Origin of the sequence: Pauljensenia hongkongensis (assembly GCF_001746855.1) — a bacterium.
In the GTDB taxonomy this organism is placed as follows: Bacteria; Actinomycetota; Actinomycetes; order Actinomycetales; family Actinomycetaceae; genus Pauljensenia; species Pauljensenia hongkongensis.
The window spans coordinates 1,683,427-1,705,713 of sequence record NZ_CP017298.1 but is presented as its reverse complement, the minus strand read 5'-3'; the positions used below and the strand labels follow the sequence as shown (position 1 = coordinate 1,705,713).

General features: G+C 71.2%; 22 protein-coding genes. 13 read left to right on the top strand and 9 right to left on the bottom strand.

Annotated features, from left to right (window positions below):
* Together BH719_RS07040 and BH719_RS07035 are read left to right on the top strand one after the other, a co-directional pair.
* The coding region (locus tag BH719_RS07040; RefSeq protein WP_009744124.1) for an adenosylhomocysteinase at positions 1–1,287 on the top strand (1,287 nt) is incomplete at its 5' end.
* 92 nt (positions 1,288–1,379) lie between these two features.
* Positions 1,380–2,669, top strand: coding sequence for an amidohydrolase family protein (locus BH719_RS07035; protein ID WP_009744123.1), 1,290 nt, complete (start codon positions 1,380–1,382; stop codon positions 2,667–2,669).
* Positions 2,670–2,681: 12 nt separating this feature from the next.
* Here the strand turns inward: BH719_RS07035 and BH719_RS07030 are convergent, their stop codons facing one another.
* On the bottom strand, positions 2,682–5,021 hold the full coding sequence (locus BH719_RS07030) for an FAD-dependent oxidoreductase (RefSeq protein WP_009744122.1): 2,340 nt from the start codon (positions 5,019–5,021) through the stop codon (positions 2,682–2,684).
* A gap of 82 nt (positions 5,022–5,103) precedes the next feature.
* On the opposite strand from BH719_RS07030, the gene BH719_RS07025 reads away from it, so the two are divergent.
* The gene (locus tag BH719_RS07025) at positions 5,104–5,697 is read left to right on the top strand and encodes a TetR/AcrR family transcriptional regulator (protein ID WP_034255356.1); all 594 of its coding nucleotides are present in this window, start codon (positions 5,104–5,106) and stop codon (positions 5,695–5,697) included.
* 576 nt (positions 5,698–6,273) lie between these two features.
* On the opposite strand, the gene BH719_RS07020 is transcribed toward BH719_RS07025, so the two are convergent.
* On the bottom strand, positions 6,274–6,540 hold the full coding sequence (locus BH719_RS07020; RefSeq protein ID WP_009744120.1) for a hypothetical protein: 267 nt from the start codon (positions 6,538–6,540) through the stop codon (positions 6,274–6,276).
* Between the two features lie 257 nt (positions 6,541–6,797).
* On the opposite strand from BH719_RS07020, the gene BH719_RS07015 reads away from it, so the two are divergent.
* The 4 genes from BH719_RS07015 (at position 6,798) to BH719_RS07000 (ending at position 9,893) form a co-directional block, all read left to right on the top strand.
* Positions 6,798–7,031 (top strand): CsbD family protein, encoded by a 234-nt coding sequence (locus BH719_RS07015; RefSeq protein WP_009744119.1) that lies wholly within the window; start codon positions 6,798–6,800, stop codon positions 7,029–7,031.
* A gap of 225 nt (positions 7,032–7,256) precedes the next feature.
* Positions 7,257–8,123 carry an ABC transporter substrate-binding protein gene (locus BH719_RS07010; RefSeq protein WP_034255354.1) on the top strand — a complete coding sequence of 289 codons (867 nt, stop codon included), beginning with the start codon at positions 7,257–7,259 and terminating at the stop codon, positions 8,121–8,123.
* Positions 8,124–8,145: 22 nt separating this feature from the next.
* Positions 8,146–9,024, top strand: a complete 879-nt coding sequence (locus BH719_RS07005) for an amino acid ABC transporter permease (RefSeq protein WP_009744117.1) — start codon at positions 8,146–8,148, stop codon at positions 9,022–9,024.
* On the top strand, positions 9,024–9,893 hold the full coding sequence (locus BH719_RS07000) for an amino acid ABC transporter ATP-binding protein (protein WP_009744116.1): 870 nt from the start codon (positions 9,024–9,026) through the stop codon (positions 9,891–9,893). The genes BH719_RS07005 and BH719_RS07000 overlap by 1 nt, the downstream gene beginning before the upstream one ends.
* A gap of 44 nt (positions 9,894–9,937) precedes the next feature.
* Here the strand turns inward: BH719_RS07000 and BH719_RS06995 are convergent, their stop codons facing one another.
* Positions 9,938–10,888 (bottom strand): alpha/beta fold hydrolase, encoded by a 951-nt coding sequence (locus BH719_RS06995; RefSeq protein WP_009744115.1) that lies wholly within the window; start codon positions 10,886–10,888, stop codon positions 9,938–9,940.
* A 180-nt stretch (positions 10,889–11,068) separates the two neighbouring features.
* Here BH719_RS06995 and BH719_RS06990 point away from each other — a divergent pair, with 180 nt between their 5' ends.
* Together BH719_RS06990 and BH719_RS06985 are read left to right on the top strand one after the other, a co-directional pair.
* On the top strand, positions 11,069–11,362 hold the full coding sequence (locus tag BH719_RS06990; protein WP_009744114.1) for a type II toxin-antitoxin system TacA family antitoxin: 294 nt from the start codon (positions 11,069–11,071) through the stop codon (positions 11,360–11,362).
* 13 nt (positions 11,363–11,375) lie between these two features.
* A complete protein-coding gene (locus BH719_RS06985) occupies positions 11,376–11,894 on the top strand; it encodes a GNAT family N-acetyltransferase (protein ID WP_034255759.1) in 519 nt (172 codons plus the stop codon).
* Positions 11,895–12,064: 170 nt separating this feature from the next.
* Here BH719_RS06985 and BH719_RS06980 read toward each other — a convergent pair whose 3' ends face one another.
* The gene (locus BH719_RS06980) at positions 12,065–12,460 is read right to left on the bottom strand and encodes a hypothetical protein (protein ID WP_034255353.1); all 396 of its coding nucleotides are present in this window, start codon (positions 12,458–12,460) and stop codon (positions 12,065–12,067) included.
* A gap of 149 nt (positions 12,461–12,609) precedes the next feature.
* On the opposite strand from BH719_RS06980, the gene BH719_RS06975 reads away from it, so the two are divergent.
* Genes BH719_RS06975 through BH719_RS06965 form a run of 3 tightly spaced genes read left to right on the top strand, consistent with a single transcriptional unit; the run spans position 12,610 to position 14,598 of the window.
* The gene (locus BH719_RS06975) at positions 12,610–13,395 is read left to right on the top strand and encodes a nitroreductase family protein (protein ID WP_009744111.1); all 786 of its coding nucleotides are present in this window, start codon (positions 12,610–12,612) and stop codon (positions 13,393–13,395) included.
* A 46-nt stretch (positions 13,396–13,441) separates the two neighbouring features.
* Positions 13,442–14,113 (top strand): hypothetical protein, encoded by a 672-nt coding sequence (locus BH719_RS06970; RefSeq protein WP_034219530.1) that lies wholly within the window; start codon positions 13,442–13,444, stop codon positions 14,111–14,113.
* On the top strand, positions 14,110–14,598 hold the full coding sequence (locus BH719_RS06965; RefSeq protein ID WP_009744109.1) for a 2-thiouracil desulfurase family protein: 489 nt from the start codon (positions 14,110–14,112) through the stop codon (positions 14,596–14,598). Before BH719_RS06970 ends, BH719_RS06965 begins: the two co-directional genes overlap by 4 nt.
* On the opposite strand, the gene BH719_RS06960 is transcribed toward BH719_RS06965, so the two are convergent.
* The 5 genes from BH719_RS06960 to BH719_RS06940 form a co-directional block, all read right to left on the bottom strand.
* The gene (locus BH719_RS06960) at positions 14,540–15,157 is read right to left on the bottom strand and encodes a hypothetical protein (RefSeq protein ID WP_034255350.1); all 618 of its coding nucleotides are present in this window, start codon (positions 15,155–15,157) and stop codon (positions 14,540–14,542) included. The two genes, BH719_RS06965 and BH719_RS06960, sit on opposite strands and share 59 nt — an antisense overlap.
* Positions 15,154–16,305 (bottom strand): AAA family ATPase, encoded by a 1,152-nt coding sequence (locus BH719_RS06955; RefSeq protein ID WP_009744107.1) that lies wholly within the window; start codon positions 16,303–16,305, stop codon positions 15,154–15,156. The genes BH719_RS06960 and BH719_RS06955 overlap by 4 nt, the downstream gene beginning before the upstream one ends.
* A gap of 280 nt (positions 16,306–16,585) precedes the next feature.
* Positions 16,586–17,056: a response regulator gene (locus BH719_RS06950; protein WP_009744105.1), complete on the bottom strand. Its 471-nt coding sequence runs from the start codon at positions 17,054–17,056 to the stop codon at positions 16,586–16,588.
* Complete coding sequence (locus tag BH719_RS06945) at positions 17,053–19,200, bottom strand: sensor histidine kinase (RefSeq protein ID WP_009744104.1); 2,148 nt, start codon at positions 19,198–19,200, stop codon at positions 17,053–17,055. The genes BH719_RS06950 and BH719_RS06945 overlap by 4 nt, the downstream gene beginning before the upstream one ends.
* Before the next feature lies 1 nt (position 19,201).
* Positions 19,202–20,665 carry an SLC13 family permease gene (locus BH719_RS06940; RefSeq protein ID WP_173647188.1) on the bottom strand — a complete coding sequence of 488 codons (1,464 nt, stop codon included), beginning with the start codon at positions 20,663–20,665 and terminating at the stop codon, positions 19,202–19,204.
* A gap of 150 nt (positions 20,666–20,815) precedes the next feature.
* On the opposite strand from BH719_RS06940, the gene BH719_RS06935 reads away from it, so the two are divergent.
* The coding region (locus BH719_RS06935) for an ABC transporter ATP-binding protein (RefSeq protein WP_009744102.1) at positions 20,816–22,287 on the top strand (1,472 nt) is incomplete at its 3' end.

The window sequence follows — 22,287 nt, the reverse complement described above, 5'->3', positions numbered from 1 at the left end:
CCCCCGGGCACCGGGGGATCCCGTTGGCGGCCCCGCCTCGTCGTGCGGGCGCCCATCGGGGGGCGCGCGTCCGTCACGTGGGACGGCGAGCCGCTGCTGGGCCCCCACGAGGCGGGGCGCGGCGCGGACTACGGGGCGAGCCGCACCGCGTGGGCGCGCGACAGGATGCCGGTGACGCGCCGGGCCGTTCAGGATGCGGCGCCGCTGATCGCCGGGCGCACCGTGGGGCTGTCCCTGGTCCTGGAGCCCAAGACCGCGGCGCTCGCCCTCATGCTCCACGAGGCGGGGGCCCGCGTGCGCGTCTTCGGGCACGCCGCCGAGACGCGCGACGACGTGGCGGAGGCGCTGCGCGCCGCGGGGATCGCCGTGTTCGCCGAATCCGGGGCCACTGGGGAACGGGAGGAGGAGCTGGCGCGGCTCTTCCTGGCCGGGGGCGTGGAGTTCCTGCTCGACGACGGCTCCCACCTGATCCGCATGGCGCACGACCCGCGGCGGGCGCCCGGGGCCCTGGAGTCGCTGGTGGGGGCGGCGGAGGAGACCACGTCGGGGCTGCGCGCCCTGCGGGCCTTCCCGCTGCGGGTGCCCGTGGTGGCCAGCAACGACGCGCGCTCGAAGACCCTTTTCGACAACGCCTACGCGACGGGCCAGTCGTGCCTGCTCACCATCCTCGACCTCATCGACCCCGCTGCCAGGGGGGTCGCGCTGTGGGAGCAGCGCGTCGCGGTGGTGGGCTACGGGGACGTGGGCAAGGGCTTCGCGCGTTTCGCCGCGGCCTGCGGCGCCGCGGTCGATGTCGTGGAGACCGACCCCGTGCGCGCCCTCCAGGCCCAGATGGACGGGCACCGGGTGGCGGCCCTGGAGGAGGCCGCCGCTGCCAGCGCAGTGCTGGTGTCGGCCACGGGCGAGCCCGCGACGATCACCCCCGCGGCGCTGGCCGCCCTGCCCACGGGCGCGGTCGTCGCCGTGGCGGGCGGCGTGGAGGGGGAGGCCGGGCTCGCCGAGGCGGGGGCCGGCTCATGGCCGCTGACCGAGTCGGGCAGCCGGGCCGTGCAACTGCTCCACCGCCCCGGTGCCGCCCCCGTGCGCGTCCTGGACCGGGGGGCCTGCATCAACTGCACCGCCGGGGAGGGCAATCCCATCGAGGTCATGGACATGAGTTTCGGCGTCCAGGTGGCGGCCCTGCGCGAGCTCGCCTCGCACGGGAGCTCCATGCCCCCCGGGCTGCGCGCCCTGCCCGGCCCAGCCGATATCCTTGTAGCGCGCCGCGCCCTGGAGGCCCTCGCCTGAGCCCCTCCCCCCACTGGCGCGGCCCGGCCACGGCCCCGTCCGCCGGCGGCGCGCCCGCCCCCGCCTCGTCGACAACGATCCGAGAGGAACCCATGCCCCACGACGTCACCGTCTGGTCCGCCGGACTCGTCATCCCCATCACCGCGCCCTCCGTCATGGACGGGGCCGTCGCCGTGCGGGACGGGCGCATCGAGCACGTGGGGGCGCGCGAGTGGGTGATCGGGGCCCTGCGCGACCGCGGCCTGGCCTTCACCGAGCGGCACTTCGACGGCGTCCTGCTGCCGGGCCTGGTCAACGCCCACACCCACCTGCAGTACACGGGGATGGACGGGGTCGGCTCCGGCTCCTACTCGGGCTACCCCGACTGGGCGCGGGCATTCGACGCGGTCTACGACCTGGGCGGCCTGGACTGGGGCGCGGACGCCGCGCGCGGGGCGGACATGCTGCTGCGCGCTGGCACGACCGCCGCCGCGGACGTGGTGACGGACCCGGAGGCGGCCCCGGCCCTGTCCGACGCGGGCCTGCACGGCGTCGCCTACTGGGAGGTCATGGGCTGGTCGAACGAGCAGTGGCGCCAGTGCGGGGCCGAACAGGTGGGGCGCGCCCTGGACGCGATGCCCACTCCACCAGGGGCCGGCATCTCGCCCCACGCCCCCTACTCCTTGGACGCGGACCCGCTGCTGGACCTGCCGGATCTGGCCAGGCGCCGCGGCATGAGGATCCACATCCACTTGGGCGAGTCGTACTCGGAGGCCGAGTGGCCCGAGACGCGCACGATGGAGCTGTCCGACCTGTGGAAGTCGGGGCACCCGTCGTTCACGGCGATGCGCTCCAGGGGCGGGGGGTTCTCCTCGACCCAGTTCGTCGACCAGCTGGGGGTTCTGGGGCCGGACTGCCATGTGGCGCACGGGGTGTACATGCGCGCCGACGACCGTCGCCGCCTGCGGGCGCGCCACACTTCGGTGGCGCTGTGCCCGCGCTCGAACCGGGTGATCGGGCTGGACGCGCCGCCCGTCGCCGCCTACCTGCGCGAGGGCAACCCCATCGCAGTGGGCACTGACTCCTTGTCCTCGTCGCCGTCCCTGGATGTGCTGGAGGACGTGGCGCTGCTCTTCGACTTGGCGCGCGCCCAGGGCTACCGGGACGGGGACCTGGCGCGGCGCCTCCTGGAGGCCGCCACCCTGGGCGGCGCCGCCGCGCTGGGATTGGAGACGGGGCCGGACCGCGTCGGGCAGCTGCAGGCGGGCGCCATCGCCGACATGGTGGTCGTCGACGTGCCCGTCACCGACGTGGTCGGGACCATCGAGGCCGTCGCGCGCCACGGGGCCGGGCGCCAGGTGGAGACCGTTGTCTCGGGGCGCGTGCGCTGGTCCGCCGTGTGAGGCGCGCGGCGCCTAGAACGCCTCGGTGACGACCGCACCCGCCCCCAGCTCCCGCAGGACGGCCATGGCGTCGGCCACCATCTCCGATGAGCCGCACACGTGGAAGTCGCATTCGGCCGCCTGGCCGCCGAACTCTGCGAGCGCCGCTGTGACGCGCCCGCGGAAGGCGCCGTCCACCTTTTCACGGGTGATGCACCGGGTAACGGGGGGCATCGGGTCGTCGAGAACCCGGGTGAGGTCCTCGGCGCTGGTGCGGCACCCGAAGAGCAGGCGGTCGGATTCGCGCGGATCCTGGGCGAAAACGGGCAGGAAGGGCGCCAGGCCCGTCCCCGTGGCGACGAAGACGCGGCGGCGGGGCGAGTCCGTGGCGGTGAAGGACCCGAACGGCCCTTCCAGCAGGGTGCGCGCGCCCGGGGCGGCGCCGACGGCGAAACGGGCTCCGCGCCCCCGTGTGCGCGTGTCGATGAGCAGGCGCAGCCGGCGGCCCTCCAGGGAGGCGATCGAGTAGTCGCGCCACTCGTGGTCGGCCACCCGCAGGCGCACGTACTGCCCGGGCCACCATTGGGGCGCGTCGTCCTCCAGGTCGAGGACGAGTTCGACGACCGAGGGCGTCACTGCGCGCGAGGAGACGACGCTCGCCCCGCGCTTGCCCACGGGGAGCGGGCGCTCCTCCCCGGGCTCCGCCGCGCCCTCCCCTCCGGCCGCGCGCTTCCCTCCGGCCGCTCCGGGCGCTCCAGCGTCCTGGCCCTCCCCTCCGGCCGCGGTGGCCCCTGCGCCCGGGCGCTGGCCGGGGCCCTCCTTGACGGCCCGCATGATCTGGTTGTAGCCCGCCGGGCCCAGCACCTGGCACGCCGCTGACATGCCCGCCATGAGGGCCCCGGCGATGCCGAGGAATCCCGCGTCCTGCCCGGTCAGGTAGAGGCCCTCGATGGGGGTCCTCGGGGTGGTGAGGCGCTTGCGGTAGCGCTCGGGGGTGGCGGGGATCCCGTAGAAGGCCCCGGCGGGGTGCGAGGTGTAGTGCTCGACGGTCAGGGGGGTGCCCACCTCGACTCGGCGCACTGCGGCGCGCAGTCCGGGCACCGCCGAGTCGGCCAGGGCGATCAACCCGTCGGCCATGACCGCCTTGAGCCGGGCGTAGTCGGCGCCGCGGTCGCCCTTGGCGGTGCCCTCCCACGCCTCGAAGGCCCTGGGGTCGGCGAAGGCGAGGATCTCCGCGGTGGCGCGCCCCTCCCCCGCCTTGATGGAGGGGAAGGAGCAGAACGCCGCGCGCGGCACGCCCGCCAGGAGGTCGGCCGTGGCCCCCTCGATGTCGTCGTGGTCGGTGGTCGTGCTCACCCACACGTTGGAGCCGTCGACGCCGTCGGGCAGTTCGGACAGCTCCAGGTAGACGCTGACGGCGGAGAGCCCGGGGCCGACCTCGTCGATGGCGCGGCGCACGCCGCGGGTGGCCGCGCCGACGGGGCCGTCGGTGGGCAGGAGGCGGTTGTAGGTGGGGCCCGCCCCCGCGCCGGAGACGACCACGGGCGCCCGGTGGACGGCTTCGCGGGGACGGGGGCCGGAGCGGTCGATGACGCGCACGCCGACCGTGCGCCCGTTCTCGACGAGGATCTCGCGGACCTCCTGGCACACCCGGATCCGGCCGCCGCGGGCCTCGATGCCGTCCTCGATGGCGCGCGCGATGCGGGCGCTGCCCCCTTCGGGGAACCACGCGCCCTCCAGGTAGTGGGCGACTACCGTCGCGTGCGCTACGAAGGCGCTGCGCGCGGGCTCGACGCCGTAGTCGCCCCACTGGGAGGTCAGGAGGACGCGGAGCCGGGGGTCGCGGAAGCGGCGCTCCAGGTAGGCCTTCGTGGTGTCCAGGGCCGGGCCGCGGCGCGCCCACTGGGCGAGGCGGATGAGGGGCTCGACGGATCGCGGCACCATCTCCCGCGCGTAGGCCAGCGTCCCCCACGACGCGGCCGCCCCGATATCGCGGAAGTAGCGGCGCACGGCCCGCGCCTCGTGGGGGAAAGCGGCGATGAGGGCGTCCTCGTACGCCCGGCGCCCGGCGGGGACGCGGAAGTCGATGCCGGGGTAGACGAAGCGGTCGTAGTGGCGGGGCATCGGCCTCCAATGGACCTGCCCGCCGGTGAGGTAGTCGAAGGCCCTGCGGAACATCTCGCCCTCGCCGAGGCCGCCCAGGTAGTGGACCCCCACGTCCCAGGAGGCCCCGCCGCGCCGGAAGGCGTGGGTGAGCCCTCCGGGGACGGAGTGCTTCTCCAGGACGAGGACCCTCTTGCCCGCCGTCCCGGCCAGGAATCCCGCTGTTGAAAGGCCGCCGATCCCTGATCCGATGATGATCGCGTCGTACATCGCTTCTCCTAACTAGACAGTGTCTAGAGAAGAGGGTAGCACTCGACCTGACAGTGTCAAGTGATTGTGCGACACTGGAGCCATGATGGATCCGCCCAACTCCGACCGCGGCGGCCTGCGGGCCGCCATCCTCGCCACCAGCCGCGAGCTCCTGGACCAAGGGGGCCCCGCGGCCCTGTCGATGCGCGAAGTGGCGCGCAGGGCGGGGTGCACCCACCAGGCCCCCTACCACTACTTCCCCAACCGCGAGGCCATCCTGGCCGCTCTGGTCGCCGAGGGCTTCACGGGCCTGGCCGACGCCCTCCACCGCGCCCGCACCGACAACGCCGGCGCCAACGCCTCCGGCATCGTCGTCGCCACGGGGAGCGCCTACATCGACTTCGCGCTGTCCAACCCGGGCGTCTTCCGCATCATGTTCCGCTCCGACATGTACGACCCCACTGCCCACCCCGACCTCCTCGCAGCCGGCGACCGGGCGCGCGCGGAACTGTCCGCACTGGCCCGACAGGTCTTCGGCGACGCCGTGACCGACGAGGCTGAGGCCGCCCTGTGGGCCTACGTCCACGGCGCGTCGTGCCTGCTCATCGACGGCCCCGGCGCCCTCGGCCCGACCACCACAGAGGAGAAGAGGCGCTTCGCCTCGCGGCTCCTCCACTCGGGCGCCCTGCGGCCCTGAGGGGCCACCACTGTTTCGCAGCCCCTCCGGTCAGGGGCTCTCCATGTTCCGAGGCGCAAGCGGCGCGTGGCGCCGCGCCCCGAGTACGGGCGGGGTTGGCGGGCATCGGCCCCCTGTGCGGGACCCACACGGGACCTCCAGCGGCACCGGACACGGAGAAACGGTCCAAAACCCGTCTGAGTCCCGCCGCACTGGGACGGCGTTGAGGCACTCCGGTCCAAAATGCGTCTCAGTTACCCCGATTCCGGCGGAATCGGCCGATTCTCCCCAAACCCAGACGCATTTTGGACCAACTCTCCGCCGCACCCCCGTTCCCACTGGCAACCCAGACGCATTTTGGACCACCACGACCGCACCCTGTCGCGTCAGCACCAGACCCGCGTCTTCCCCGATTTCCCCGCTCCCACCGCCCGAACACGGCTGGTCTCATGGCGCCTGATCCCGTGCCGTAGTGGCGGATCCCAACCTGGACGCGCCGAAAGCGAACCAATCCGGACCCACACCGTTGCACTCGAAACGGAGAACCAACGCGGACCCCACAACCTGTGCGGTTATAAGCAGGAGAACGGCAGGATCTCACTCGACCACGGTGGAGGAGCGCAGGGTATCCAGATCTTCGACGTCCTCGTCGAAGAGCAGGTCGTCGAACTCGTGGATGCGTGAGAGCAGCTCCTCGCTGAGGGGGATCTCGTAGTCGATCAGCAGGCCGACGCACACCTCGAACGCCGCAGTCTCATCAATCTCACTGAATCTGCGCAGGTCCTTCGTGTCCTCCGACGGGATCCCCGGCGCGTCGAGCACCAGAGACAGCACCTCGGGCATGAGAACGCGGACCTCGCTCATGGACCAATAGTAGCGCCTGGCTGCTCCTCCGGACAGGTGCTCGACCCCCTGTGCGGATCCCTTCCCGCACTGCGCACACCCCTCACGCGGATGTCCTGGCAGGCGCCCTCCACCGGCCCACCGCCGACCCTCCGCTGGTACGCTGCCCGCCAGCACGCAGCACACGCCCCCGCGCAGCGCGCACCGCCGCAGGTCTTGAGCCTTCCATTTCCCAAACGCCCGCATCCGCTGTAGGGTGAAAGCGTTCACATTCACCAATGATGGGAGACGATATGGGACTGGATGACAAGTTCCAGGAGACCGCCGGCAAGGCCAAGGAGGCCGTCGGCGATGCGACTGGGAACGAGGAACTGCGTTCCGACGGCCAGAAGGACCGCGTCGCGGGCTCTGCCGGCCAAATCGTTGATAAGGCCAAGGAGAAGCTCGGTGACGCCAAGGAAGCAGTGACCGACAAGATCGAAGAAGTCAAGGACAAGCTCACCGGGAAGTGATTCCGATGGGCGTGCGCCGCCGGGGCCGATCGGCCCCGGCGGCGCGCTTTCCCCGGCGCACGGGCACAGCGCCACAAGGGAACGCACCGGGACGGAGGGCGTCACACAGTTCCACCGGCTGGCACGGAACGCGGCCCAGCAGCGGCCTCCGATAGGCTCGCCCCGTCAGTGGTCCCGGGCGAGTCCGGGGCCGCATCCCACGAAGACAACACGGAAGGCCCTTTCATGCGCCGCTCTTTCCGCCCGCTCGCCGCGCTGTCGGCCATCGCCGCCGCGGCCATCGCCCTGACCGCCTGCTCGGGCTCGACGCCCGCCGACTCGTCCACCGCGCCCCAGTCCTACGCGAAGGGCCAGCTCCCCACGCTCACTGAGGGCAAGCTCACGGTCGCCACCTCCGACCCGGCCTACTCGCCGTGGATCCTCGACAACGACCCCGCCTCGGGCGAGGGCTACGAGTCCGCCGTCGTCTACGCCCTGGCCGAGGAGCTCGGCTACACGCAGGACAACGTCGTGTGGACCCGCGCCACCTTCGAGTCCTCGATCACCCCCGGCGCCAAGGACTGGGACATCAACATCCAGCAGTTCTCCATCACTGACGAGCGCCGGAACGCCGTCGACTTCTCCACCCCGTACTACACGACCTCCGAGGCCATCATCACGAAGGAGGGCAGCCCCGCCGCGGGGGCCGCCTCCGTCGCCGACCTCAAGGACGTGCTCATCGGCGTCCAGGCCGGCACCACCTCCCAGCAGTTCGTCTCCGAGAAGCTCGAGGCCGGCCTGACCCAGACGCCGCAGCAGTTCAACTCCTCCGACGACACGGTCCTGGCGCTGCAGACCGGCCGCGTCGACGCGATCGTCGTCGACCTACCCACCGCCTTCAACATGGTGGCGACCCAGATCGACAACGGCGTGGTCGTCGGCCAGTTCGCCGACGCCGCGGACGGCGAGAACTACGGGATCGTCCTGCCCAAGGGCTCGAAACTCACCGCATCGGTCTCCGAGGCGATGGACCGCCTGCGGGACAACGGCACCCTGGCCCAGTTGCAGGAGAAGTGGCTCAACGAGGCCACGAACGTGCCCGTCCTCCACTGACGCCGACCCCGATTGGCACCCCATGAGTTCCCATCAGCCCGATCCCCTTGAGCTGGCCGGGCTCCCCGTCTCGGACGTGGAGCTCGGCCGCCGGGCCATGCGCCGCGCCAAGGCCAGGCGCTCCATCCTCATCTCGGTGGCCTCCACCCTGTTCGTCGCGGCCGCCGTCGTCCTCGCGGTCGGCACGTCGCAGGGGTGGCCGCGCACGCAGGAGACGTTCTTCTCCGGCAGGCACTTCGCCGCCTCCCTGCCCCAAGTCGCGGCCGGCCTGTGGCTCAACGTGCGGATCCTCGTCATCGCCGTCCTCGGCGTGGCCGTGCTCGCCACCGTCCTGGCGGCCGCGCGCACCTTGGGCGGCCCCGTGTTCTTCCCGATCCGCTTCCTGGCGGCCGCGTACACGGACATCTTCCGCGGCATCCCCTTCCTGGTTGTCCTCTACCTGGTCGGTTTCGGAATCCCCGCGCTCAACCCCAACGACCGCATACCCACTGCGGTCCTCGGCACCATCGCCCTCGTGCTCACCTACTCCTCCTATGTGGCGGAGGTGCTGCGCGCCGGACTGGAGTCGATCCACCCCTCGCAGCGCTACGCCGCGCGGTCCCTCGGCCTCACACACGGGCAGACCCTGAGGATGATCATCGTCCCCCAGGCGATCCGCAAGGTCACGCCCGCCCTCATGAACGACTTCATCTCCATGCAGAAGGACGTCGGCCTCATCTCCGTCCTCGGCGCCGTCGACGCCATCCGCGCCGCCCAGCAGTACCAGGCGAAAACCTACAACATGACCTCCTACGTGGTTGCGGGGGTCCTCTTCATCCTCATGTCCTTCCCATTCATCCGCCTCTCCGACTGGTACACGGCGAAACTGCGCAAGCGCGAGCAGATGGGGGGCACAGTCTGATGTCCACCGAATCCAACGAGGAAAAGGCCGCCCCGGCGGCCGGCGCCGCTGGAAGCTCCACTCGAGCCGCCGACGCCCCGCAGTCGTTCGCAACGCTCGAGGGGGACAGCCCCCTGTCCGCCTACTTCAACCAGTCCGTCCCCGTATTCTCCGCCAAGCGGGTCGTCAAGCGCTTCGGCGACAACATCGTCCTGCGGGGCCTCGACCTCGACGTCGCCTCCCACGAGGTCGTCGTCCTGCTCGGTGCCTCCGGTTCGGGCAAGTCGACGCTGTTGCGCTGCGCGAACCTGCTCGAGCGCGTCGACGACGGGCAGATCTTCCTGTCCGGCATTGACATCACCGACCCGCACATCGACGCGGACGAGGTGCGCGGCTATATCGGCGTCGTCTTCCAGCACTACAATCTCTTCCCCCACATGTCCGTGCTCGACAACGTCACCCTGGCCGCCCGCAAGGTGAAGAAGTGGAGCACGCAGCGCGCCAACGAGCGCGGGATGGAACTGTTGGAGCGCATCGGGCTGGCCTCGAAGGCCAAGGAGTACCCCGACCGGCTCTCCGGCGGGCAGCAGCAGCGCGTCGCCATCGTCCGCGCCCTGGCCACCAACCCGGAGCTTCTGCTCCTCGACGAGATCACCTCCGCCCTGGACCCCGTCCTGGTGGGCGAGGTCCTCGACCTCGTCCTTGAGATCAAGGACCAGGGCTCCACGATCCTCATGGCGACCCATGAGATCGGGTTCGCCCGGAATGCGGCCGACCGCGTCGTGTTCCTGGAGCACGGCCGCATCGCCGAGCAGGGCCCGCCCGAGCAGGTGATCGGCGACCCCCAGGAGGCCTCGACCCGGGATTTCCTGTCGCGGATCCTGCACTGACGGCCCGCCCCTGCGCGCCGGGGGCGTGCCTTGGCGCGCGCCGCCTACATCTGCCAGACCAGGTGCCCGCTGTCCACGGCCAGCCAGAAGCGCGACACGGCGTCCGCCCACGCGGTGGGCCTCTGGGTCTGCGCGGAGTGCTGGGCGCCGGGGATCGGGGTCTCCACGGCTCCGACCTCGCGGGCCTCGCGCCTGTAGTCGCTGACGGGCCACGCGGTGTCCTCCGCCCCGTAGACGACGTGGATCGGCAGGCCCGTGGCGCGCAGTTCGGCGCTTCTGGGGCGCTGGTCCGCCAGGATCGCGCGGATGCCCATCAGATTCCCCGTGGAGGTCGCCAGCGCCCGAACGCGCATGAACTCCTCCCAGCCCAGCCCCGGCCTCGTGAAGTCGGTGCCGGGGAAGACGGCGGCGAGGACGCGCTCGCGCCCGGCCGGGCCCGCCGGAACCGGATCGGGCACCGGCCTGTCGGCGCCTTTCGCCGTGTTCCCCGAGGAGAAGAGCGTGAGGGAGGCGAAGAGCCCGGGCCGGGCGATCGCCGCGGCGCGCGCCACCACTCCCCCGAAACTGTGCCCCAGCAGGTGCACGCGCTGCCCCGCGCCCCAAGCGGAGGCGATGGCCGTCACATCCCCGGCGAAGCCGCCGAGCCCGTAGGCCCCCGCGCCCGTGGGGGCCGCCGAGTCGGCCTGGCCCCTCTGGGAGTAGGCGAGCACTTCGAAACCCCGGTCCACCAGGTCGGATATGGGGAGGCGGAAGTCCTCTTTCGACCCGGTGAACCCGGGAACGAGCAGCACTTTCGGGCGGCCCGACCCCGCTGCTCCGGGGCGCGGGCCACGGACCGGCGGGGCGGGCGCCGCAGTGGCCGACGAGGCGGTGGCCGGGGGCCCGTGGTACGCGGACAGGGGTCCGCAGGGGGACGGGATGGACACGCACTCGACCCCGCGGGGGACGGGGAGCGAGGCGAAGGGCGCCATGGGCGCGAAACTCATGGATGTCACACCATCCAGTGTGCCGCACCGGCGGGCCCTGGCGCGGGCGAACGGGGAGGCGCCCGGGGCGCGGCGACGATTCCCGCGGTGGATGCCGCGCGCTTCCCGTGGCCACCGTCCCAGCGCCAGTCCCACCCCCTTGTGCCACCCTACTCATGTGTGTACACTTCCCGTACGAAAGGAGTGGTCATGCCCCCCGCGAAGACCCACCGGATGGACTTGCGCGTCACCGAGCGCCAGAACCTGCTCATCCGCCAAGCAGCGGCCCTGACGGACCGCAGCGTCAGCGACTTCGTCTTGACCTCCGCGACACTGGAGGCCCAGAGGGCACTGGCCGATCAACGGGTGTTCCCCGTTTCCGAGGACCAATTCGCCCACTTCCAGGAGATCGTCGACCGCCCGGTCACTGACATGCCGAAATTGCGGAAGCTGCTGAACCGCCCTTCCCCCTTCGGCAAGCACTACGCCATCGGATCCGCCTGAGGGGCCGATGGCGGTGCACGTCGAAGTCCTCCAAGAGCCCCGTCGGCTCCAGCGCGGCGACGAGCGCTCCGCCTTCCGCTCCGGCAACGCCGAACTGGACGACTGGTTCCACCGGTTCGCCTGGCAGAACCAGGACCAGGGGAACACGGTCGTCTACGTCGCAGTGCAGGGAACGGAAGTGCTCGGCTACTACGCGCTCTCGACCGCTTCCGTCACACGAACGGAGCTCCCGTCGTCGTTGGCCCCCCGGCGGCGCCCCGAGCCCTGCCCCTGCATCCTATTGGCGCGCCTCGCGGTGGACGAGCGAGCGCAGGGCATGGGGATCGGGAGCGGTCTGCTGCGAGACGCGTTCGCGCGCAGTCTCGAGGCGAGCCGCATCATCGGGGCCGCCGCGCTGCTGGTCCACTGCGCGGACGGGAACGCGCGCGGCTTCTACCTGGCGAACGCGGAGTTCGAGGCGTCACCGGCCTCCGACATGCAGCTCATGGTGTCGTTGCGGGCCATGCGCCGCCTGCTCGATTCCTCCGCGTAGGCCACCGCGCGGCCCGGGCACGCGGACCGAGACCAGCCCCGGGCGGATCCGGTCCGAAGGCGGGTCGACCCAGCCCGGCCCGGCCCACAATGCACGAGCCCGCCCGCAACGCGAGGGCCGGGGAGTCCACGCGGATCCCCCGGCCCTTCGGCGCATCGGTTCGGACAGTGTCAGTTGGCCCCTTCGGTGATCTTCAGGGTGAAGCTGGTCGCGGCGCCGTCGGGGCTGGTCAGTGTGACGGTCACGGGGGCGTCGTCCTCGCCCAGCGGCTTGAGGGGGTGGATGGTGACGACGTCGTTCTCGGACTTGCCGACCTCGGCGAAGGAAGGATCGGAGACGTCGACCTGCCACTTCACGGCGCTCTGCCCGTTGGGCAGCTTCACCTTGAGGTCGCGCTTCTCGGGAACGGAGATCCCGGCGCCGTTGACCGTTTCAAGGGTCTTCTCGACCGTCTTGGTGTCCTTGGGGGTCGTGTACGAGTGAGCGGTGTCGGTCTCGCCGCAGGCCGCCAGGGAGACGGCGAGGGAGGCGGTCACCAGTGCTGTGAGGATGGAGCGCTTTCTCATACCCACCATCGTAAAGGGAAGACCGGATGATGTGGCGCCCGCCCCACGATCTAGGACGATGTCACAGTCCAACGGGGGGAACGGGGTCCCCGATGTGAGAGAATCGGAGGAACCGCACGGACGCGGACTATCCAGGGAAGGGAACCGCCTTGTCGAAATTCACCGAGCGCTCCACCGCTCCCATCGAGAACGCCACGATCGTCAACCAGCTGTCCCACCGGACCTTCCGCCGCTTCACCGATGAGAGGCTCACCGAGGAGCAGGTGGACACCCTCATCGAGGTGGCGCGCCGCACCGCCACGTCCTCCTTCTTGCAGCAGACCACGATCCTGCACATCACCGACCAGCGGGTCCGCGACGAGATCGCCGCCGCCTCGGGCCAGCCCTACGTGGGGGGCGACAAGGGCGACCTGTTCATCTTCCTGGTCGACATGTACCGCAACAAGAGCCTCCGCGAGGAGATGGGCGTGGACTCGCGGGCCGCCTCGTCGATGAACCTGTTCATCTGCGCCGCCGAGGACGCGATCCTGGCGGCGCAGAACACGGTGACGGCCGCCGAGTCGATGGGGCTCGGCACCGTCTTCCTCGGCTCGATCCTGGGCGACCCCCGCCGCCTCATCGCCGCCATGGAACTGCCCGAGCTCACCTACCCGATCCTGGGCCTGCTGGTCGGCCACTCGAAGCAGGAGCCGTTGTACCGCCCGCGCCTGCCCCACGACGTGGTCTTCGCGCGCAACACCTACCCGCGCGTGGACTCCTTCCGCCAGACCCTGGCCGAGTACGGCAAAGAGGTCTCGGAGTACTACGAGGCGAGGGGCGGCTCCGCGCAGTTCGACGATTTCGGGCAGTTGGTCGTGGCCTCCCTGGGCACGGGCGGCGCGCACGTGTCGCCGGTCCTGGAGTCCCTGCACGAGCAGGGGCTGTGCTTGTTCTAGGCGCGGTAGCGAATGGGAGGGGGCCCAGGTGCAATACGATGACCCCATGCCACGCCCGGGTTTCGACACGTACGTCTTCGTAGAACGCATCGCGGCCAACGCCGCGGCCCTGCACCCCTTCCCGGAGCACCACGTCGGACTGGTGCGCGAGGCGCTGGCCGACGCCGGCCTGGAGGTGTCGGTCCTGGGGCCGGGCGCCCCCGAGGTCGGGGAGGCCGTGTACTTCCAGTCGGAGCCGATGGACGACGACGCCCTGGGGCTGCTCGCCGACGCCCTGACGCTGCGGGGCATCGGGGCCTACGCCTACGCCCTCGTCGGCGACTCCATCGGCGACGGCCTGGGGTCGATCGCCCTGTTCACCCGGGTGGGGGACGTGTTCCCCCGCGCCGGGCGGCGCATCCTCATGACGCGGATGTGGATCAGCCGCTCCCCTGTGCGCAAGGCGGTGACGTGGGCCTTCGGCTCGCCCGCCGACTTGGACGAGGCGAACCTGCTGCTCTCGGAGCGCTTCGAGACCGAGCCAGTGCTGGACCCCCGCGGCATGGCCGCCATCGAGATCCTGCACCCCGAGTTCGCGGCTGGCACGGCGGAGCCGATGGCGCTGCTCGACGAGATCTTCCAGGTCCTGGGAGCCGCGGGCTTCGAGGGGATCACCATGTGCAACGACCCGGGCGCCGGCCCCGTCCCGGACACCGACGAGGCGGGGGCGGCCGGGTGAGCGCGCCCTTCCTGGTGTCGGCCTGCCTGGCGGGCGTCCCGTGCCGCTACGACGGCGGCGCCAAGCCCGATCCCGCCATCGTCCGCGCCGTCGCCGAGGGGCGGGCGCTCCCCGCGTGCGCGGAGGTCGCCGGGGGCCTGCCCACGCCCCGCCCGCCCGCGGAGATCCGGGGGGGCGACGGCGCGGACGTGCTACGGGGGACGGCGCGCGTGGTCACCGAGCAGGGCGCCGATGTGACCGCCGAGTTCGTGGACGGCGCGCGCCGGGTCGCGGACGAGGCGGTGGCCCGGGGGGTGCGGGCCGCCGTCCTGCAGCCCCGCAGCCCCTCGTGCGGGTGCGGCCGCGTCTACGACGGCTCCTTCTCGGGCGGGCTCGTCGATGGCGACGGAGTCCTGGCGGCGGCCCTGAGGGCGCGGGGAATCGGGGTCACCCCGCACGTGCGAAGCGGTCGCGGAGATTCCGGAGGCGCTGAAGCGCCCGCCTGAGGCTGTCGGATCGCAGTGCCGCCCTTTCCGCATTCCACTCACTATCCATGAGCTGCCCCACCACTACGAGGTAGCGGCTTCCGAAAGCATACGCGCCGCTGCTCCTGGGGGATCTGCGTGCGAAGTCCTGCGTGTTGCTCCTGCCGAGCCTGTCCACGCAGCGCAGCATCCGTTCTTTGGCATTCCGTCCATCCGGGGATTCCACCTTCGCCAGTGGAATGGTGAAGAACCGGGAAAAACCCTGGTCGTCTGCCAGAATCCAACTCTCGATCTCGTAATGGCAGATCCGGAGCACGACGGTGGCGGCGCTCCCCTGCGCCATGAGGCGCCTCCTGAGTTCCACAGGGCACTTCCCGTCGGAGTCCATGATGAAGATCCGCGGGATCGGTGATTCTTGCGCAACCTGTTGTCGCAGTCTCTTCTCCAGGTTCGCGGCCCCTCCCAGCGCGAACACCTCGAACTCGCTGCCGCTCCACCCCGCCGCCTTCATCACTGCTGACACCACGGGTCTATCAGTGTCCCCCTCGGTGTAGACCAAGGCCGTCAGCGGCACTCTCATGAGCCGAGCACGAAACGGGGCGTCCCGGCCCCGCCCATGATCGAACGGATAGTCTCGGAGAAGGGGATCCCTATGTCGAGGTAGCGCCCGACGCCTTCGAATTCACTGAGAAGACCGCCTTTCGTTCCGTCGCCGCTGGGGACGAGGACCAACACCTCGTCCTCGTTGACAGTCCCGTCATCAACCACTTCGGTGGCGTGGCTTGAAAGGAAGATTTGAACTGAGCCCTTCGAACTGCGCCTCGCCTCGGCCAGGACCGACGGCAGCTCGGACACGAGTGCGGAATGCAACGAGAGCTCCGGCTCCTCCAAGAGGAGCACACTGGACTTCTCCCCCGGAGTGGCGATCAGCGTCCACAACAGCCCCAGCAGCCGCAGCGTCCCGTCAGAGAACTGCGTTTCGTTCTGCCACGCGGCGTGGGGCCTCCAATTCTTGTAGGCCGCTTCCAAGTGCGGCACACCCATGGAGTCCGGTTCCAACCTGAGCTTCTCGAACTCCGGGATCGCGCGTTGGAGGGCGGCCTGCACGCGTTTGAGCCGTGCCTCTTGTGTTCGCTTCGGCGTTTCACTGATCTGCCTGATGAAATCGGAGCCGTAGGGGTCGGCGATCCGGATCTCATTGCCCGTCAGTCCCCGGATCACCTGCGGAACAGGATGGAAGTACTTGGTCTGCGCGAAGAACTCCGCGATCTTCCGGAATCCCCTGTTGGTCACCTTCTGTTCCAGGTAGGTTTGTGTGAGGAGCTCCGGATCCTCCCGATCCTGCTCATTGGGGCGCGACAGCACTGCCCGCCCGTTCTTCTCCACTTTCTCCTCCTCGATCAGCACCCGCCTGCGCCCGGACCCCTCCTGCCTGAGAGTCAAGGTGTAACACCACTCCTCCTCCCCGTCGCGCATGGTCACATCAATGGTCGGAGAAGGGTGCTGGCGGCTGAACAGACTGCGGATCTTCTTGTACCCTCCCCTCCGTTCGACCGCGTGCGCCACTCCACCGCCCGGGGCGACGATGTCCCCGAGGAAACGGAACACGTCCAGCAGGTTCGACTTCCCGGAAGCGTTGGGCCCCACGATGAACAGCCTCGGGCCGACATTGAAACGGAGGTCCCGGAAGTTCCTCCAGTTTCTTATGTGCACATGAGTGAACTGCATGCCGCCTCCATTCATTGCGTGTGGCACGCCCTGGGCTCAGGCTACATCGACCCTTTCGGGCCCACAACCGCCGAAACCACCAGCCCCGCAGCCCCTCGTGCGGGTGCGGCCGCGTATACGACGGCTCCTTCTCGGGGCCCTCGTGGGCGAGAACGTGGTTGGAACGGCCGGGGTCTCCGCCGGCCGGGGTCTCCGCCGGCCGGGCCCTCGTCGATGGCGACGGGGTCCTGGCGGCGGCCCTGAGGGCGCGGGGCATCGCGGTCCGCGTCCCCGCAGGCTCCTAGCGGATCGCCTCCATGACCCTCACGGCGTCGAGCACCGGCAGGTAGGGCAGCGGGTCGACCTCGGAGGCCAGGACGTACTCGGTGAGCTGGTCGCGCACCACCTCGCGGAGTTTGGAGGGGTCCCAGGGCTTGGCGATGTAGTAGTCGAGGCCCGCCTCGTTGACCGCCCGGATCGTGTCGTCCTGGTCGGCCTGCCCGGTCACCAGCACGGTCCTCGCCGACGCGAAGCGGGAGTCGGCCATGAGGGCGACCAGGAAGTCGACGCCGGATTCCCCGGGCAGCCGGTGGTCGGAGAGCACGAGCGCCAACTCGTCCCCGTCCTCGTCGATCTCCTCCACGACGGCCCACGCGTCCTCGACGTTGTCGGCGGCCTCCAGGCGGATCGTGTCCCAGAACTGATCGAGATCGCGCTCGATAGCGGCTCGGACATCGGCCTCGTCCTCCAGGGACAGGATTGTCAGGGTCATGATTCCTCCTCGCGTTGCGGTTGGTTGTCTGGCAGTGGGGTGGCTGGCAGCCGGATCCGCATGGACGTGGCGCCCGGGCGGGAGTCGACGTCCAGCGTGCCTGAGTGGTCGGCGACGATCGAGCTCACGATCGACATGCCCATTCCCAGGCCGAAGCGCACGCGCCCGGCTTTGGTCGTGAAGTGCGGTTCGAAGATCTTGTCGACGACCTCGGGGGCGATACCGGGGCCGTTGTCGCTGACGGTGATGGCGACGCCGTCGCCGTCGGGGCGCACGCGGATGGTGATGCGCGCGGGGGCGTCGCCGCGGGCGGGCGCGGGGTCGGGACCGCTGTAGTACCCGGTTTCGGCACTGATCCGGGCGGCTTGGACGTCCTCGTTCTCGTCCTCGATGGCCTCGGCGGCGTTGACGATGAGGTTGGTCCACACCTGCTGGAGTTTCGAGGGGTGGGCGCGGATCAGGGGGACGTCCTCGTAATCGCGCGCGACCTTGATGCCGTGCACCCTGTGGGAGGTGAGGCGCAGGACGTCGTCGATTCCCTCGCGCACGTCCACGGCTTTGAGGTCGGCGTCGTCGGGGCGGGCGTAGCCCTTGAGGGACTGGGTGAGCTCGATGACGCGCGTGGAGGCGGCCAGGACGGAGCGCAGGGAGGAGCCCAGGCGCGCCCCCGCCAGCGCGGCCTCGACCTGGGACCTGCCCCCGGCCAGCAGTTGGCGGGCGTCGTCGGCGTCGGCGACGCCCGCGCGCACGAGGCGCCTCGCCCCGTTGCGGTCCCCGGCGATGGGCGTCAGCTCCTTGATGAGCGCCCTTTCGGCGGCGGTCGAGCGCGGGGGCGCGGTGAGCGCCCTGGTCATCGCGTCGCGCTGGGCGCTGGTGGAGGAGGAGGCCGCCAGGGCCGTGTCCACGTCGGCGCGCAGGTGCTCGGCGGCGCGGACCAGGGCGGTGACGGGGTTGTTGAGCTCGTGCGCGATCCCGGCGCTGAGCTCGCCGAGCATGGCGAAGCGGGCGCGCTCGACCAGTTCCGCGCGGGTGCGGCGCAGGTCCTCCAGGGTGGCGGCGAGGGCCTGCTTCTGCTGCTCGAGGCCCTCGGCCAGCATCGCGTTCTCCAGGTGGAGGTCCTCGGCGCGCATGAGGCGGCGCGTGAGGGAGCGGATCGCCAGGGCCGTCAGGGTGGAGCCGATGGCCGGGTCCCGCGCCAGGACGATCTGCAGTTGCTCGGTGGTGAGGCGCACGAGCACGGTCTCGGTGGTGGTGACGCCCGTGAAGAAGGCGCTCTCCCCGCGCGCCAGGGACACGAGGCCGATGAGGGGGCCCGAGGAGGCCAGGTGGGCCAGGACCTCGCCCCGGGGCGAGTCCCGGTGCAGGCTGACCTTCCCGTCGAGGACCAGGTGGACGGCGCCGACGGGCTTTCCCTGGGTGACCAGCTGGGTGCCCTCGGGGACGACGAGGCGGGGGCGGGCGCCCAGGACCCTTTCGACGCCGGCCAGCAGTTCGAGGACGACGGAGTGCTCGCTCCTGCCCAGGCCCTCCAGGAGGGGCCCTTGCACGGCGAAGGACGGGGGGCGCCCAATGAGGTCGAGGACCTCCCCGGCGCCGCAGCCATCCGCCTGCAGGCGGCGCACCATCGTGGAGTAGGACTGGCCGACCAGCAGGGGGACGGTCCACGGGGACTTGAGGACGGAGGCGAGGCGGTCGGACTCGGTGGATCTGGCGAGGTCGCGGTGCTCGGCGCGGTCGGTGACGGCGATCCACTGGATGGGGGCCAGCGCGTCCAGGGCGGCCGCCGCGTCGATGAGGGCGTCGATGTCGGCGACCTCGGAGGTGGCCACGCCCAGGACCACGCGGTCGTCCGCGCCCAGTCCGGCCTGGTATCCGGGCAGGTCGCCGGGGGCGTCGACGCGGTCGAAGCACAGGTTGGGGAACGCCCACGCGAGGTCGCGGGTGAGGGGGACGGCGATGCGGTCGGAGTCGTCCCCGACGATGAGCACGTGGACGTGGGCGTCGAGGCGGTGCCCGCCGCTGCGCACGTCGGTGCGCTGGCGCACGCGGGCGTCGGAGGGGTCGGGGCCCAGCGTCCACCCGGTCGCCAGGCCCGGGGGTCCGCCGTCCTTCCGGGCCACTGTCCCCTCCGCCGCGCGTTCCATGTCACACCACCCCGAGGGCGCCCCAGGTCAGGGGGGCGACGAAGGCGAGCAGGACGATGCCCACCAGACCGACGACCACACCGACCACGACCATCTCGCGCGTGGGGGTGGTGCCCGTGGAGTAGGCGATGGCGTTGGGGGGCGTGGAGATGGGCAGGCACATGCCCAGGGAGCACCCCAGCGCCAGGACGATCGCGATCTCGGCGGCCGAGGTGGACACCGAGGCCGCCAGTCCCATCCCCATGGGGACCAGCAGGTTGGCCGAGGCCGAGTGCGAGATGACGTTCGACGTGGCCCATCCGACCAGGGCGAGCACCAGGATGAGCAGGGCCCCGGGGATCGAGGCCCATTGGATGGAGCCGAGCATCCACTTGTCGAGGCCGGTGGAGCTCACCCCGGCCCCCAGGGCGATGCCGCCGCCCACCAGCCACAGGACCGGCCAGTCGAGGGCGCGCAGGTCGTCCCCGCTCATGACTTTGGTGATGAGCAGGACGACGACCGGCAGGAAGCCGACGATGTTCGCCGAGACGCCGTGGAGGGCCTCGGTCATCCACGCGAGGATGGTGGCGCCCGCGACCACGTAGAAGATGACCGCGTTGCGCCCGGTCTGGAAGCGGGCGGTGGTGTCGATGTCGAACTCCGCGTCAGCGGGGATGTAGCGCCATGAGATGAACAGCCAGGACACGACGAGGACCACCAGCATGAGGGGGACCGCGGCGAGCATCCACTGCAGGAAGGTGACCTCGATCCCGGCGCTCTCCAGCGCTCCCAGGGCGATGGCGTTGGGGGGCGTGCCCACGGGTGTCCCCATGCCGCCGACGTTGGCGGCGACCGGGATGGACAGGGCGATCCCCGTGCGCGCCCTCCCCTTCGGCAGGGCGGTGATGACAGGCATCATGACGGCGAACATGGTGGCGGTGGTGGCGGTGTTGGACATGAACATGCTCATCAGGGCGGTGATGAGCATGACGCCCATGACCGTCAGGCGGGGCTTGCCGATGAAGGGCTTGAGCAGCACGGCGGACAGCGCGCGGTCCACCTTGTACTTCGCGGCGCCGTCGGCCACCATGAACCCGCCCAGGAACAGGATGATGACGGGGTTGGCCAGCGCCCCGAAGAAGCGCGTGTAGGGCGGCGCCCCGTCGGCGACGGGCAGCAGGGCGTGGTCGGAGATCAGCAGGACCTCCAGGAAGATGACGAGCACCGCGGTGCCCGCCAGCGGCACCGCCTCGGTCACCCACAGCAGGATCGCGGCTAAGAAGATCCCGAACATCCGCGTGCCCGCGGCGTCCAGGCCGGGCAGCTGGACGAGCAGGCAGACTGTGATCGCGGTGATCGCGCCTATGATGCCGACCACTTTCGCGGGGCTGGGGGCGGTCCTCTTCTTCGGACCGCCGCGCCGCGTGGACATGTTCTGCGCGGAGCGCGGGTCGATGGCGATCCCGCCTTTGCGTCGTTGTGCCATTGTGGGAAGACCTCGTCGTCTTTGTGTTTCCTGCCCCACCAGTCTATGCCCTTTGCCACATTTCCGATAGCGGACCGGCCGGTGTGGACTATCTGCCACTGTCCGGCGCCCGGTTGCCGCTCCGGGGGGCACTCCTGGGACACTAGGGGCATGACTGACTCCGCGCGCGCGGCCCGCCTGGCCCCCGTCGAGGTGGCCTCCTGCGGGGCGCTGTCGGGACTGGCGGTGACTTTCGGCGTGGCCTCGGCGGCCACGCCGGTCTTCCACACGCTCTTCCAGGTGGCGACCGCCATCCCCCTTGCGATGATCGCCCTGCGGATGCGGCGGCGCGCGTGGGCGGGGGCGTTCGCCGCGACCCTGCTCATGTCGTTGGCGGTGGGGGGCGTGGCCGCGGTGGGCCGCGTCTTCCAGTCGTGCGTGGTGGGCGTCATCGTGGGGGGCCTCCACCGCCGGCGCGCGCGGGCGGCGCTCGTGTGGCTGGTCGCCGTGGGCCTCGGCGCCCTGTGGGGGGCGGGGACGGGAGTGGCGTTCTGGGTGCTGGAGGATCTGCGCCGCCTGGCCCTGGAGGCCCTCCAGAAGTCTTTGGACGGGTTCTTGCGCCTGCTGGCGCACGTGCCGGGCGCCCAGGGGCCCGCCTCGGCGCTGCAGGCGCTCAACCAGTGGTTCGTGGACTACTGGTGGCTGTGGCTCCCCTTCACCCGCCTGGTGGGCGTGGTCGCGCTGCTGGTCGTGGCGAAGTGGCTGCTGGGCAGGGTGCTGGACCGCATCGACTTGGACCGCGGCTGGGATCCTCTGGCGCCCGCTCTGCAAGGCCGCCGGGACGAGGCGGGGGCCGCCCCGCTGCCCCTTTTCCTGGCCGACGCGGAATTCACCTACCCTGGGGCAGGCTCGCCGTCGTTGACGGGGGTGACGCTGGCGCTGGAGGAGGCGTCGCTGACCGGGATCGTCGGCCCCAACGGATCGGGCAAGTCGACGCTGGCACTGCTGCTGGCGGGGGCGGAGCCCACGGGCGGCTCCCGGCACGGCGGCGGCGGCCTGGGGCGGCGGGGCGGCATCGCCCTGGTGGGCCAGCGCAGCGAGTTGCAGATGCTGGGGGAGACGGTCGCCGAGGACGTGCTGTGGGGCATGGACGCCCACGAGCGCGAGCAGGTCGACCTCGCCGGGGTCCTCGGCCTCGTCGGACTGGGCGGGCTGGAGTCGGCCAGCCCCCACCACTTGTCGGGCGGGCAGTTGCAGCGCTTGTCGTTGGCGGGGGCGCTGGCCCGCTCGCCGCGCCTGCTGATCTCGGACGAGTCTACTGCGATGATCGACCGGGAGGGGCGCGCGCAGCTCATGGGGGTCCTCGCCTCCCTCCCCTCCCGGGGAATCGCAGTGGTCCATGTCACTCACGATGCCGGGGAGGTCGCCGGCGCCGAGCGCGTCATCCGGGTGGAGGGGGGCCGGATCGTCTACGACGGGCCGCCCAGTGGCTGCCCGACGACCAGCGCCAGGGGGGCGGAGGCGGTTCCGCAGGAGCGCCCCCCTGCCGCCCGGTCCGCCTCCGGGGCCACTGCGGAGGAGCCTTCAGAGACGGGTGCGGCGCCCAGCGGGGACGGCCCCGCTGCCCCGCCGGGAACGGGCGG

Excerpts from the sequence above, each read along its gene's own strand:
- BH719_RS06960 (WP_034255350.1), bottom strand. The coding sequence starts at position 15,157 with ATGAGAGTGCCGCTGACGGCCTTGGTCTACACCGAGGGGGACACTGAT.
- BH719_RS07005 (WP_009744117.1), top strand. The coding sequence starts at position 8,146 with ATGAGTTCCCATCAGCCCGATCCCCTTGAGCTGGCCGGGCTCCCCGTC.
- BH719_RS07020 (WP_009744120.1), bottom strand. The coding sequence starts at position 6,540 with ATGAGCGAGGTCCGCGTTCTCATGCCCGAGGTGCTGTCTCTGGTGCTC.
- BH719_RS07015 (WP_009744119.1), top strand. The coding sequence starts at position 6,798 with ATGATGGGAGACGATATGGGACTGGATGACAAGTTCCAGGAGACCGCC.
- BH719_RS06980 (WP_034255353.1), bottom strand. The coding sequence starts at position 12,460 with ATGAGAAAGCGCTCCATCCTCACAGCACTGGTGACCGCCTCCCTCGCC.
- BH719_RS06990 (WP_009744114.1), top strand. The coding sequence starts at position 11,069 with ATGCCCCCCGCGAAGACCCACCGGATGGACTTGCGCGTCACCGAGCGC.
- BH719_RS07035 (WP_009744123.1), top strand. The coding sequence starts at position 1,380 with ATGCCCCACGACGTCACCGTCTGGTCCGCCGGACTCGTCATCCCCATC.
- BH719_RS07025 (WP_034255356.1), top strand. The coding sequence starts at position 5,104 with ATGATGGATCCGCCCAACTCCGACCGCGGCGGCCTGCGGGCCGCCATC.
- BH719_RS07010 (WP_034255354.1), top strand. The coding sequence starts at position 7,257 with ATGCGCCGCTCTTTCCGCCCGCTCGCCGCGCTGTCGGCCATCGCCGCC.
- BH719_RS06940 (WP_173647188.1), bottom strand. The coding sequence starts at position 20,665 with ATGGCACAACGACGCAAAGGCGGGATCGCCATCGACCCGCGCTCCGCG.
- BH719_RS06945 (WP_009744104.1), bottom strand. The coding sequence starts at position 19,200 with ATGGAACGCGCGGCGGAGGGGACAGTGGCCCGGAAGGACGGCGGACCC.
- BH719_RS07000 (WP_009744116.1), top strand. The coding sequence starts at position 9,024 with ATGTCCACCGAATCCAACGAGGAAAAGGCCGCCCCGGCGGCCGGCGCC.
- BH719_RS06950 (WP_009744105.1), bottom strand. The coding sequence starts at position 17,056 with ATGACCCTGACAATCCTGTCCCTGGAGGACGAGGCCGATGTCCGAGCC.
- BH719_RS06970 (WP_034219530.1), top strand. The coding sequence starts at position 13,442 with ATGCCACGCCCGGGTTTCGACACGTACGTCTTCGTAGAACGCATCGCG.
- BH719_RS07030 (WP_009744122.1), bottom strand. The coding sequence starts at position 5,021 with ATGTACGACGCGATCATCATCGGATCAGGGATCGGCGGCCTTTCAACA.
- BH719_RS06955 (WP_009744107.1), bottom strand. The coding sequence starts at position 16,305 with ATGCAGTTCACTCATGTGCACATAAGAAACTGGAGGAACTTCCGGGAC.